The sequence below is a fragment of the Streptomyces sp. NPDC058534 genome (assembly GCF_042717365.1).
Taxonomy (GTDB): domain Bacteria; phylum Actinomycetota; class Actinomycetes; order Streptomycetales; family Streptomycetaceae; genus Streptomyces.
The window spans coordinates 141,096-153,904 of sequence record NZ_JBHXNW010000009.1; the positions used below are offsets into that span (position 1 = coordinate 141,096).

Genomic DNA, 12,809 nt, shown 5'->3' on the forward strand with positions numbered 1-12,809 from the left:
GTGGTCACCCACGCCTGTCCGTACTGTGCCGCGAGTCGCAGCCCGCGCGGACCGGTCGCGGCCACCGCGAACGGCAGCCGGGGCCCTCGCCCGGACCGGGGGCGGCGGTCTGCCGTGTCCGTGGGCGGGTCGGGGGCGAGCGGGTTTGTCGGGGGGCCTGGGGGCGGGCGCGGGGACGGGCGGCCGGGTGTCTGGTGTGCGGTCCGCTTGGAGTGGCAGCAGGGCCACGGGTTCCGTGGGCGGGGTGGCGGTCGGGCGTCGGCGGCGTAGGCGCCGGCCCCCTCCGTGCGGTACGGGTGCTGTGGCCGCTCGCCACGGGTTCCCCGGGCTGGGCGGCTGTCGGCCCTGGCGGCGTAGGCACCGGCCTTCCTTGCAGCGTGCGGTCCGGGTGGCGTGGCGACCCGGCTTGGGCGGGGCGGGCCTCGGCATTCGCGGCGGAGACGACGGCGCCCCCTCCACCATGTGGTGCAGGGGGCGCGGGCTCATCCAGGGGTGGGCGTCAGACGGTCACGGACTCCGGCTGCTCGGTCCGGTCCGACGTTGCCGCCGGGACGACCACGGCCGGCTTCGGCAGTACGACGTACAGCAGGCCGGAGATGACGACCGTGGCGACCCAGCCAAGGCCGTACTCGCCGATGACGTTGTTCGCGGCGAGGGGGCCGGTGAACCAGTCGGAGGTGGTGAACATCAGGCCCGCGGCCAGGCCCACCGCCCAGGCGGCGACGGCCGCGGGTGAGAAACCGCCGCGGTACCAGTAGGCGCTGGTCCGGCCGGTGTCGGCCAGGGCCTCGCCGTCGTACTCCTTGCGGCGCAGCATGTCCGCGCCGAAGACGCCCACCCACGCGGAGAAAGCGACCGCGAGCAGCGACAGGAAGGCGATGAAGGAGCCCATGAAGCTGGTCGCCACCAGCATCAGCACACCGCCGAAGATCAGCGAGATCACCGCGTTGACCGAGACCGCCCAGTGGCGCGGGACGGTGAAGCCCAGGGTCTGGGCCGTGAAGCCGGCCGAGTACATGGACATCGAGTTGATCAGCAGCATGCCGATCAGCGCGATGATCAGGTACGGCACCGCGATCCAGGTCGGCAGGATCTCACCGAGGAAGGAGACCGGGTCGGAGGCCGAGGCCAGGTCCGGCGTGGAGACGGCCATGATCATGCCCATCAGCACCATGGGCAGGACGACGATGCCGGCGCCGCCGACGGTCACGCCCACGATGCCCTTCGAGGACGCCGTGCGCGGCAGGTAGCGCGTGAAGTCCGGGGCGGACGGGATCCAGCTGACGCCGCCGGCCGCGATCAGACCGACGCCGGTGATCATCGCGGCCACCGAACCGGCGGACCGGTCGAAGACCGCGGACCAGTCGGTGTCGACGACGAGGTAGCCGAGGACCAGCACAGAGAAGGCGCCGAAGAGGTACGTCGCGTACTTGTTGCACTTCTGGACGGCGTTGATCCCCAGCCCCGAGATCGCGAACGTCGCCACGACGAAGGCGAGCAGCGTCACCATGTCCAGCACGCTGTTGGCCCGGATGCCGAACACGATGTCCAGCACGGTGAGCACCGCGTACGCCCCGGTCACCGCGTTGATCGTCTCCCAGCCCCAGCGGGCGACCCAGATCAGCGAACCCGGCAGCAGATTGCCCCGCTGGCCGAACACGGCCCGCGACAGCGCCATGCCCGGAGCCCCGCCGCGCTTGCCGGCGATGCCGATCAGCCCGACCAGGCCGTACGACACGACCGGCGCGGCGGCCGCGACGACCAGCGCCTGCCAGAAGCTGAGCCGGTACGCCACGACGAGGCTCGCGCCCATCGTGAGCAGCAGCACGCTGATGTTGGCGCCGACCCAGGTCGGGAAGAGTTCACGGGTCCGGGCGGTGCGCTCGTGGTCGGGCACCTGCTCGATGCCACGGGTTTCCAGGGCGCCTTCGTTCTCGGCGGTCTTGCTCATGTGGGGGGTCCGTGCCTCGATCGTGGGAGAAGAGGGGGTGGTCGGGACTCTACGCGCGTTGACGCGGCCTCCTCCATCGTACTTTGATCCGACTCCTGCCCTCCAGGGGCCTTTGTCCTTTGGGGGAATGCACAAGTGGTGCCTGCTGCGATTCCCATGGGAGCTGTACCGGACGCACGCGGAAGGCGTGGCACGGTTCACCTCATGAGCCATGCCACGCCTTCGGTGCGCTTCAGCGCACCAGGACGCGTCGTTCCGTGCCTCAGCGGGACGCTGATACTGGACGCGTTGTGACTCCGCCCGAATGGGCTTCCCACCGGCCATGAGCCAGGTGGCGGGCCAGCCCGGCCCGGGGGCACGCCTGCCCCGCTGAGCAACGAAGGGCCGGCGCAGGGGTCACGCATACTGGAGCCGTTATGGAAATCCTCATCCTTGCTGTAGTCATCGCCGTGGTCGTGATCGGCGCGCTCGGCGGGCTGATCGTGGGCAGTCGCCGCAAGAAGCAGCTGCCTCCGCCGCCTCCCGCCACGCCCGACATCACCGCCCCTCCGGCCGAGCCGCACGTCGGCGAAGAGGCCGAGACGCCGCGCGACGAACCGCGCCGGACGATAGAGGAGGTCGACCTCCCGGACGGCGGCACCGCCACCGTCGAGGAGCCGCCCGTCGTCGAAGAGCTCGAGATCCCGCAGATCGAGGTTCCCGAGCCCACCGCCGGCCGTCTGGTCCGGCTCCGTTCCCGCCTCTCCCGATCGCAGAACGCCCTCGGCAAGGGCCTGCTCACCCTGCTCTCCCGGGAGCACCTCGACGACGACACCTGGGAGGAGATCGAGGACACGCTGCTCACCGCCGACGTCGGCGTGCAGCCCACCCAGGAGCTGGTCGAGCGGCTGCGCGAGCGGGTGAAGGTGCTCGGCACCCGCACGCCCGAGGAGCTGCGCGCCCTGCTGCGCGAGGAGCTGATCACCCTGGTCGGCCCCGACATGGACCGCGAGGTCAAGACCGAGCCGCCGAACAGCAAGCCCGGCATCGTGATGGTCGTCGGCGTCAACGGCACCGGCAAGACCACCACCACCGGCAAGCTCGCCCGCGTCCTGGTCGCCGACGGCCGCAGTGTCGTCCTCGGCGCCGCGGACACCTTCCGTGCCGCCGCCGCGGACCAGCTGCAGACCTGGGGCGAGCGGGTCGGCGCGCACACCGTACGCGGTCCGGAGGCCGGCGACCCGGCCTCCGTCGCCTTCGACGCGGTCAAGGAGGGCAAGGAGCTGGGCTCGGACGTCGTACTCATCGACACCGCCGGCCGCCTGCACACCAAGACCGGCCTCATGGACGAGCTGGGCAAGGTCAAGCGCGTCGTGGAGAAGCACGCCCCGCTGGACGAGGTGCTGCTCGTGCTCGACGCCACCACCGGCCAGAACGGTCTGATCCAGGCCCGGGTCTTCGCCGAGGTCGTCAACATCACCGGCATCGTGCTCACCAAGCTGGACGGCACGGCCAAGGGCGGCATCGTGGTCGCCGTACAGCGCGAGCTGGGCGTGCCGGTCAAGCTGATCGGGCTCGGCGAGGGCGCGGACGACCTCGCCCCGTTCGAGCCCGCGGCCTTCGTGGACGCCCTCATCGGAGAGTGACCCGCGAGACGCGACGAACCAGAGCGGACTCGGACGCACGCGAGCGCCCGTCCCCCGGGATCATGCCGGGGGCGGGCGCTTCGTCGTAGCGGGCGTGGGCTCATCGCCGCACGGGACGCGCTCGCGCCGTCGTAGGCGGGCCGGGCGCATCGTGGCGGGTGGGCCGCCGCCGTCGCCGTACGGGCCTCCGCGCCGGGTCGCCGTACGTGCTCCGCGCCGGAGCGGACGGCCGCCTACGCCCGCGAGCGATGGGCCACGTACGCCAGCGTCCCCAGCAGCAGACGGGCCGCCGGCGGCTTGGTGGCCGAGTCGAGGTCCGGGTGGCGCAGCCAGCGCACCGGGCCCCGGCCGCCGCGGTCGGAGGGCGGCGCCGTGATGTGCGTACCGGAACCGAGGCCGCGCAGGTCGAGGGCGGACGGGTCGTCCCAGCCCAGCCGGTAGAGCAGCCGGGGCAGTTCGGCGGCGGCGCCCGGGGCGACGAAGAAGTGGGCGCGGCCCTCGGGGGTCGCCGCGACCGGACCGAGCGGGAGGCCCATGCGCTCCAGCCGGGTCAGCGCCCGCAGCCCGGCGGCCTCGGCGACCTCGATCACGTCGAAGGTCCGCCCGACCGGCAGCATCACCGCGGCACCCGGGAACTGGGCCCAGGCCTCGCCCGCCCCGTCCAGGGTCGATCCGGCGGGCACCCGGGGGGCGAAGTCCAGCGGATGCGCGCCCGGTGCCGGGCAGTCGGACCGCCCGCACGAGCAGGCACCCGCCGCGGTCCGGGCGCCGGGCACCACGTCCCAGCCCCACAGCCCGGTGAACTCGGCCACGACGGTGCACTCGGCGGCACGGCCGCGGCGGCGCGCACCGGACCGGATCTCGCGCATGCCCCGACTGCTGCCGATGCCGATCGTGAAGCCCATGCCCCCTCCAACGGGTCCGACGCAGCGGCGGTTACGCAACGGACGTGAAACGTGACTCTCTGCTTCCAACTCCCCAGTGCGACGCGGTTCAGACAGCGTCCGGAAGCACTCCGGGGTGGTGTGCCCGATGGCGCACGCCCCGGTGTGCGCCCTTGCACCTACTCCCGGTTGGCCTATGTCAAGTGAATCGCGTACCGGCCGGGGGGAGTTCATTCGAAGGGGTGGCGAATGGTGGCGATTCCGCAATCGCCATGGCTGGACGAGTGATCGTAGGACTACTTTGTGTGCATGGAGCCGTGGGGCACATGCACTTGTGGGTATGCCGGAGGCAACTCGGCTTTCCGTTCGAAGGGTGGCAACCGCCGGACGGAGGGCCCGGGCCACCGGCATTCTGATAGGGCTTGGCGCACTCGGCGACAGGTGGTCTCAGGGATGGGGGCGTTCCAGTGAGCGGCAACGGCGGAAGCGGTACGAGCGCGGGAAGCGCGTCGCACGCTGACAAGCGCCCGAACGAGCTGCTCACTTCGTGGTTCGCCCGCAGCGGCTGGTCCAAGGGCGAACTGGCCCGCCAGGTCAACCGCCGGGCCCGTCAGCTGGGCGCCGGCCACATCTCCACCGACACCTCCCGGGTGCGCCGCTGGCTGGACGGCGAGAATCCGCGCGAGCCGATCCCGCGGATCCTGTCCGAGCTGTTCTCCGAGCGCTTCGGTGTCGTCGTCTCCGTCGAGGACCTGGGCCTGCGCTCCACCCGCCCGACGCCCTCCGCTACCGGGGTCGACCTGCCCTGGACGGGCCCGCAGACCGTGGCCCTGCTCAGCGAGTTCTCACGCAGCGACCTCATGCTGGCGCGGCGCGGCTTCCTCGGCAGCTCGCTGGCCCTCTCCGCGGGCCCGTCCCTCATCGAGCCCATGCAGCGCTGGCTCGTCCCCTCGCCCCCGGCCGCCCCGTCCGTCGGCCGCGAGCCCGCTCCCGCCTCCCGCGCGCGCGGCCGGCTGTCCCGCCCGGAGCTGGAGCTGCTGGAGTCCACCGCCGTGATGTTCCGCCGCTGGGACGCCCAGTGCGGCGGCGGCCTGCGCCGCAAGGCGGTGGTCGGCCAGCTGCACGAGGTGACCGACCTGCTCCAGGAACCCCAGACCGAGTCCACCCGCGCCAAGCTGTTCAAGGTCGCCGCCGAGCTGGCCGAGCTGGCCGGCTGGATGTCGTACGACGTCGGGCTCCAGCCCACCGCGCAGAAGTACTTCGTGCTCGCCCTGCACGCCGCCAAGGAGGCGGGGGACCGGCCGCTCGGCTCGTACATCCTCTCCAGCATGAGCCGCCAGATGATCCACCTCGGCCGGCCCGACGACGCCCTGGAGCTGGTCCACCTCGCGCAGTACGGCAGCCGGGACTGCGCGAGCCCCCGCACCCAGTCGATGCTGTACGCGATGGAGGCCCGCGCCTACGCCAACATGGGACAGCCCGGCCGCTGCAAGCGCGCGGTGCGCATGGCCGAGGACACCTTCGCCGAGACCGACGAGTGGGACGAGCCGGACCCCGACTGGATCCGCTTCTTCTCCGAGGCCGAGCTCTACGGCGAGAACAGCCACTCCTTCCGCGACCTCGCCTACGTGGCCGGCCGCAGCCCCGCCTACGCCTCTCTGGCCGACCCCCTGATGCGCCGGGCCGTGGAGCTGTTCGCCAAGGACGACGAGCACCAGCGCTCCTACGCGCTCAACCTGATCGGCATGGCCACCGTGCACCTGCTGCGCCGCGAACCCGAGGAGAGCACCGTCGTGGCCGTCGAGGCCATGCGCATCGCCAAGAAGGTCCGCTCCGAACGCGTCAACACCCGCATCAGGAAAACCGTCGACACGGCCGTACGCGATTTCGGCGACCTCGGGGAGATCGTCGACCTCACCGAGCGGCTCGCCGTCGAGCTTCCGGAGACCGCCGAAGCGGTCTGACACCCACCGACCCCGGCCGCGGCCGGCCCTCCCGAACTGCCCGACTCGGCTCCCCCATGCCAGGTCATTCGGAGGCCGCCGCGGCCGGACCCCTTTTTGCGCCTAAACCGGCGCCGCTCTCGCGGACCTGGTTGCTCGCCGTAGGGGTTGCTCAATTGATGGTTGCGGCGATCGCCGGGACGGTTGCGTCACGATAACGGCGGCCCGGCCCGCGAACCGGCAGTTCACCCATGCGTAACACGCACGGCGCCTTCGTCACGGCGGCGAAACAACGAGGGGCACCGACCGAAACCGCGCTGCGTCAATGTCTGGCGCATAACCGGCCCGCCCCCTCAGTCCCGCCCAGGCTTCGCCCGCACGGGGCCGTACCAACGACGAGGAGACGCCGATGGCTCCAGCCATCACGCTTGCCGCAGAGACGGAGCTCTCTGCCGCCAACACAGGCTTCATGCTCATCTGCTCCGCCCTGGTGATGCTCATGACGCCGGCCCTGGCCTTCTTCTACGGAGGCATGGTCCGCGTCAAGAGCACCCTGAACATGCTGATGATGAGCTTCATCAGCCTCGGCATCGTCACCGTCCTGTGGGTGCTGTACGGCTTCTCCATGGCGTTCGGCACCGACACCGGCGGCATCGTCGGCTGGAACTCCGACTGGGTCGGCCTCAGCAACATCGGCCTGACCGAGCTGTGGGACGGCTACACCATCCCCGTCTTCGTCTTCCTGGTCTTCCAGCTGATGTTCGCGGTGCTCACACCCGCCCTGATCAGCGGCGCCCTCGCGGACCGGGTGAAGTTCACCGCCTGGGCGCTGTTCATCGCCCTGTGGGCCACGGTCGTCTACTTCCCGGTCGCGCACTGGGTCTGGGGCGCCGGCGGCTGGGCCTTCGAGCTGGGCGTGATCGACTTCGCCGGCGGTACGGCCGTGCACATCAACGCCGGTGCCGCGGCCCTCGGCGTGATCCTGGTGATCGGCAAGCGGGTCGGGTTCAAGAAGGACCCGATGCGCCCGCACAGCCTGCCGCTGGTCATGCTCGGCGCCGGTCTGCTGTGGTTCGGCTGGTTCGGCTTCAACGCCGGCTCCTGGCTCGGCAACGACGACGGCGTGGGCGCGCTGATGTTCGTCAACACGCAGGTGGCCACCGGTGCCGCCGTCCTCGGCTGGCTCGCCTACGAGAAGATCCGGCACGGCGCCTTCACCACCCTGGGCGCGGCCTCCGGCGCCGTCTCCGGCCTGGTCGCCATCACCCCGGCGGGCGGCGCGGTCTCCCCGCTCGGCGCGATCGCCATCGGCGTCATCGCCGGTGTGCTGTGCGCCATGGCGGTCGGCCTGAAGTACAGGTTCGGCTACGACGACTCCCTCGACGTGGTCGGCGTCCACCTCGTCGGCGGCATCCTCGGCTCCCTCCTCGTCGGCTTCTTCGCCTCCGGCAAGGGCCAGTCCGACGTCGAGGGCCTCTTCTACGGCGGCGGCCTGGACCAGTTCTGGAAGCAGTGCGCCGGTGTCTTCGGGGTGCTCGCCTACTCCCTGGTCGTCTCTGCCATCCTCGCCTTCATCCTGCACAAGACCATCGGCATGCGGGTACCGGAGGACGACGAGGTGACCGGCATCGACCAGGCCGAGCACGCCGAGACCGCATACGACTTCAGCGGTGCCGGCGGCGGTACCGCCCGGACGACCGCCGCCACGGCCGCCTCGGCGGCCACGCAGACCGCGAGCAAGAAGGTGGACGCATGAAGCTCATCACCGCCGTCGTCAAGCCGCACCGGCTCGACGAGATCAAGGAGGCCCTCCAGGCCTTCGGGGTCCACGGCCTGACCGTCACCGAGGCCAGCGGCTACGGCCGCCAGCGCGGCCACACCGAGGTCTACCGGGGCGCCGAGTACACCGTCGACCTGGTGCCCAAGATCCGCGTCGAGGTGCTGGTCGAGGACGACGACGCCGACCAGCTGATCGAGGTCGTGGTCAAGGCGGCCCGCACCGGCAAGATCGGTGACGGCAAGGTGTGGTCCGTCCCGGTCGACACGGCCGTACGGGTGCGGACCGGCGAGCGCGGTCCGGACGCCCTCTGAGGCGGGAAACCAGAACAGGAGTCGCCGGGTGACGAGTACGGACGTGACGAAAGAAGCAGAGGACTCGGGACCCGGCGGCTACGCGGCGGCCCGGCTGAGCCTCCTCACCGAGGGGGCGCGGTCCGGGCCGCCGCGCCGTTCGGCCCTCGCCGAACTGACGGACGGCTGGCTGTCGGGCCTCTTCGACGCGGGCACCGGCGGGCCGGGCAAGGGGGTCTCGCTCGTCGCGGTCGGCGGCTACGGGCGCGGTGAGCTGTCCCCGCGCAGCGACCTGGACCTGCTCCTGCTGCACGACGGGAGCGACGACAAGGCGGTCGCCGCCCTCGCCGACCGCCTCTGGTACCCCGTCTGGGACCTCGGCCTCGACCTCGACCACTCCGTACGCACCCCGGCGCAGGCCCGGAAGACCGCGGGGGAGGATCTGAAAGTCCAACTCGGTCTCCTGGACGCCCGCCACCTCGCCGGAGACCTCGGCCTGACCGCTTCCCTGCGCACCACCGTCCTCGCCGACTGGCGCAACCAGGCCCCCAAGCGCCTCCCCGAACTCCGGGAACTGTGCGCCGAGCGCGCGGAGCGCCAGGGCGAGCTGCAGTTCCTGCTGGAACCCGACCTCAAGGAGGCCCGGGGCGGCCTGCGCGACGCCACCGCCCTGCGCGCCGTCGCCGCGTCCTGGCTGGCCGACGCCCCGCGCGAGGGACTCGCCGACGCCCGGCGCCGACTGCTCGACGTACGCGACGCGCTCCACCTGACCACCGGCCGGGCGACCGACCGGCTGGCGCTGCAGGAGCAGGACCAGGTGGCGGCCGAGCTGGGCCTGCTGGACGCCGACACCCTGCTGCGGCAGGTGTACGAGACGGCGCGGGTCATCTCGTACGCCGGCGACGTCACCTGGCGCGAGGTGGGGCGCGTCCTGCGTTCGCGCTCGGTGCGGCCGCGGCTGCGCAAACTGGCAAGGGAGCGGAGCGACTTCCTCAGAAGGGCGGTGGTGGGCGACGGGAGGGCGCTGGGCGGCGGGAAACCGGCGCCGGAGCGGTCCCCGCTCGCCGAGGGCGTCGTCGAGCACGACGGCGAGGCCGTGCTCGCCCGCACCGCGCGCCCCGAACGCGATCCCGTGCTCCCGCTGCGTGCCGCGGCAGCCGCCGCACAGGCCGGGCTGCCGCTCTCCCGGCACGCCGTCCGGCGCCTGGCGGCCACCACCCGGCCGCTGCCCACGCCCTGGCCCGCCGAGGCCCGCGAGCAACTGGTGACCCTGCTCGGCTCGGGCCGGCCCACGGTGCAGGTCTGGGAGGCGCTGGAGGCCGAGGGCCTGGTCACCCGGCTGCTGCCCGACTGGGAGCGGGTGCGCTGCCGCCCGCAGCGCAACGCCGTGCACCTGTGGACCGTCGACCGGCACCTGATCGAGACCGCCGTCCGCGCCGCCGGGTTCACCCGCCGCGTGCACCGCCCCGACCTGCTCCTGGTCGCCGCGCTGCTGCACGACATCGGCAAGGGCTGGCCGGGCGACCACTCGGTGGCCGGCGAGACCATCGCCCGGGACGTGGCCGCCCGCATCGGCTTCGACCGCGCGGACACGGCCGTCCTCGCCACCCTCGTACGGCACCACCTGCTGCTCGTCGAGACCGCCACCCGGCGCGACCTCGACGACCCGGCGACCGTGCGCGCGGTCGCCGACGCGGTCGGCTCGGAGCACACCCTGGAGCTGCTGCACGCGCTGACCGAGGCGGACGCGCTGGCCACCGGCCCCGCCGCCTGGTCGTCCTGGCGCGGCTCCCTCGTCGCCGACCTGGTGAAACGGGTCTCGGGGGTGCTGGCCGGGGACCCGCTGGAGGAGCCCGAGGCCGCCGCGCCCACCGCCGAGCAGGAGCGGCTCGCCGTCGAGGCGTTCCGCACGGGCGGGCCGGTGCTGGCGCTGCGGGCCCAGCCCGAGCCGCCCGCCGACCCGGCGTCGGCCGATCCGGCGGCGGTCGCCGGTCCCGAGCCGCTCGGCGTGGAGCTGCTCATCGCCGTGCCCGACCAGGAGGGCGTGCTCCCGGCCGTCGCCGGGGTGCTGGCCATGCACCGGCTGACCGTCCGCACCGCGGAGCTGCGGTCGCTGCCGCTGCCGGACGGGGTCGAGGGCTCCGTCCTCCTCCTGGACTGGCGGGTCGCCGCCGAGTACGGCTCGCTGCCCCAGGCCGCCCGGCTCCGGGCCGACCTGGTCAGGGCCCTGGACGGCACCCTGGACATCGCCACCCGGCTCGCCGAGCGGGACGCCGCCCATCCGCGGCGCCGGGGTGTGGAGCCGCCGCCGCCCCGGGTGACCGTCGCCCCGGCCGCGTCCAGGCTGGCCACGGTGATCGAGGTCCGCGCCCAGGACGCGCCGGGCCTGCTGTTCCGGCTCGGACGGGCGCTGGAGGCGGCCGGCGTACGGGTACGCAGCGCGCACGCCTCGACCCTCGGCTCGAACGCGGTGGACGCCTTCTACGTCACCGGCCCGGAGGGCGCGCGGCTGCCGGGGGAGGAGGCCGGGGACGTGGCGCGGACCCTGGAGGAGGCGCTGCGGGGCCGTTCCTGAAGCGGCGGGGCGCTGAATGCGGCGGGCGGGGACGAATGTCCTGCCGAGCCAGATACCCTGGAAGACGCTCAGACCGCCCCCGACTCCGAGGACCGACGCCACCGTGTTCGATACCCTCTCCGACCGCCTCAGCGCGACTTTCAAAAATCTCCGCGGCAAGGGCAGGTTGTCCGAGGCGGACATCGACGCCACGGCCCGCGAGATCCGCATCGCGCTCCTTGAGGCCGACGTGGCCCTGCCCGTGGTGCGCGCGTTCATCAAGAGCGTCAAGGAACGCTCCCTGGGCGCCGAGGTCTCCAAGGCGCTCAACCCCGCCCAGCAGGTCCTCAAGATCGTCAACGAGGAACTGGTCGGCATCCTCGGCGGTGAGACCCGCCGCCTGCGCTTCGCCAAGCAGCCGCCGACCGTGATCATGCTGGCCGGTCTGCAGGGTGCCGGTAAGACCACCCTCGCGGGCAAGCTCGGCCATTGGCTCAAGGAGCAGGGCCACTCGCCGCTCCTGGTCGCCTGTGACCTCCAGCGCCCCAACGCCGTCAACCAGCTCAGCGTCGTCGCCGAGCGCGCCGGCGTCGCGGTCTACGCGCCCGAGCCGGGCAACGGCGTCGGCGACCCGGTCAAGGTCGCCAAGGACTCCATCGAGTTCGCCAAATCCAAGGTCCACGACCTGGTCATCGTCGACACCGCCGGCCGCCTGGGCATCGACCAGGAGCTGATGCGGCAGGCCGCGGACATCCGCGACGCCGTCTCGCCGGACGAGATCATGTTCGTCGTCGACGCGATGATCGGCCAGGACGCCGTCAACACCGCCGAGGCCTTCCGTGACGGCGTCGGCTTCGACGGCGTGGTGCTCTCCAAGCTCGACGGCGACGCGCGTGGTGGCGCGGCCCTGTCGATCGCCTCGGTGACCGGCAAGCCGATCATGTTCGCGTCGAACGGCGAGAAGCTCGACGACTTCGACGCCTTCCACCCGGACCGGATGGCCTCCCGCATCCTCGACATGGGTGACCTGCTCACCCTGATCGAGCAGGCGGAGAAGACGTTCAGCCAGGAGGAAGCCGAGGCGATGGCCTCGAAGCTGGCGTCCAAGAAGGGCCAGGACTTCACCCTGGACGACTTCCTGGCCCAGATGGAGCAGGTCCGGAAGATGGGCTCCATCTCCAAGCTGCTCGGCATGCTTCCGGGCATGGGCCAGATGAAGGACCAGATCAACAACCTCGACGAGCGCGACGTCGACCGCACGGCCGCCATCATCAAGTCGATGACCCCGGCCGAGCGTCTGGAGCCGACGATCATCAACGGCTCGCGCCGCGCCCGTATCGCCAAGGGCTCCGGCGTCGACGTCAGCGCGGTCAAGGGCCTGGTCGAGCGCTTCTTCGAGGCCCGCAAGATGATGTCCCGGATGGCCCAGGGCGGCGGCATGCCGGGGATGCCGGGCATGCCGGGCATGGGCGGCGGTCCCGGCCGGCAGAAGAAGCAGCAGAAGAAGGCCAAGGGCAAGCAGCGCTCCGGCAACCCGATGAAGCGCAAGCAGCAGGAGCAGGAGGAGGCCGCCCGCCGCGCGGCCGCCGCGCAGAACGGGGGCGCGCTCGGACTGCCCCAGCAGGGCAGCCAGGACTTCGAGCTGCCGGACGAGTTCAAGAAGTTCATGGGCTGACGGCCCGATCGGTGTGTACGGCGCTGGGGCGCCCCCTTCGAAGGGGGCGCCCCCCCGCCGTGCATGGCCCAGCCCCAGCGGCCATGCGGTGGTCACGTGCCGACAAG

8 protein-coding genes are annotated in these 12,809 nt (G+C 72.3%); 6 read left to right on the forward strand and 2 right to left on the reverse strand.

What is annotated here, in order from left to right:
- Positions 1-499 precede the first annotated feature (499 nt).
- Positions 500-1,951, reverse strand: coding sequence for a cytosine permease (locus ACFWR9_RS07895; RefSeq protein ID WP_383837172.1), 1,452 nt, complete (start codon positions 1,949-1,951; stop codon positions 500-502).
- 416 nt (positions 1,952-2,367) lie between these two features.
- Here ACFWR9_RS07895 and ftsY point away from each other — a divergent pair, with 416 nt between their 5' ends.
- Positions 2,368-3,576 carry a signal recognition particle-docking protein FtsY gene (gene ftsY / locus ACFWR9_RS07900; RefSeq protein WP_383837175.1) on the forward strand — a complete coding sequence of 403 codons (1,209 nt, stop codon included), beginning with the start codon at positions 2,368-2,370 and terminating at the stop codon, positions 3,574-3,576.
- Between the two features lie 233 nt (positions 3,577-3,809).
- Here the strand turns inward: ftsY and ACFWR9_RS07905 are convergent, their stop codons facing one another.
- Positions 3,810-4,481, reverse strand: coding sequence for a bifunctional DNA primase/polymerase (locus tag ACFWR9_RS07905; protein ID WP_383837178.1), 672 nt, complete (start codon positions 4,479-4,481; stop codon positions 3,810-3,812).
- Positions 4,482-4,927: 446 nt separating this feature from the next.
- On the opposite strand from ACFWR9_RS07905, the gene ACFWR9_RS07910 reads away from it, so the two are divergent.
- The 5 genes from ACFWR9_RS07910 (at position 4,928) to ffh (ending at position 12,702) form a co-directional block, all read left to right on the forward strand.
- Entirely contained in the window at positions 4,928-6,424 is a 1,497-nt protein-coding gene (locus ACFWR9_RS07910; RefSeq protein ID WP_383837181.1) for a hypothetical protein, read from the forward strand.
- 388 nt (positions 6,425-6,812) lie between these two features.
- On the forward strand, positions 6,813-8,159 hold the full coding sequence (locus tag ACFWR9_RS07915) for an ammonium transporter (protein WP_383837184.1): 1,347 nt from the start codon (positions 6,813-6,815) through the stop codon (positions 8,157-8,159).
- Positions 8,156-8,494, forward strand: coding sequence for a P-II family nitrogen regulator (locus tag ACFWR9_RS07920; protein WP_224307523.1), 339 nt, complete (start codon positions 8,156-8,158; stop codon positions 8,492-8,494). Before ACFWR9_RS07915 ends, ACFWR9_RS07920 begins: the two co-directional genes overlap by 4 nt.
- A gap of 28 nt (positions 8,495-8,522) precedes the next feature.
- Positions 8,523-11,048, forward strand: a complete 2,526-nt coding sequence (locus ACFWR9_RS07925) for a [protein-PII] uridylyltransferase (RefSeq protein WP_383837187.1) — start codon at positions 8,523-8,525, stop codon at positions 11,046-11,048.
- Positions 11,049-11,151: 103 nt separating this feature from the next.
- Complete coding sequence (gene ffh, locus ACFWR9_RS07930) at positions 11,152-12,702, forward strand: signal recognition particle protein (RefSeq protein ID WP_383837190.1); 1,551 nt, start codon at positions 11,152-11,154, stop codon at positions 12,700-12,702.
- The last annotated feature ends 107 nt before the right edge of the window (positions 12,703-12,809 follow it).

Coding starts and splice junctions, on each gene's coding strand:
- ACFWR9_RS07895 (WP_383837172.1), bottom strand. CDS start 1,951: ATGAGCAAGACCGCCGAGAACGAAGGCGCCCTGGAAACCCGTGGCATC.
- ftsY (WP_383837175.1), top strand. CDS start 2,368: ATGGAAATCCTCATCCTTGCTGTAGTCATCGCCGTGGTCGTGATCGGC.
- ACFWR9_RS07905 (WP_383837178.1), bottom strand. CDS start 4,481: ATGGGCTTCACGATCGGCATCGGCAGCAGTCGGGGCATGCGCGAGATC.
- ACFWR9_RS07915 (WP_383837184.1), top strand. CDS start 6,813: ATGGCTCCAGCCATCACGCTTGCCGCAGAGACGGAGCTCTCTGCCGCC.
- ACFWR9_RS07920 (WP_224307523.1), top strand. CDS start 8,156: ATGAAGCTCATCACCGCCGTCGTCAAGCCGCACCGGCTCGACGAGATC.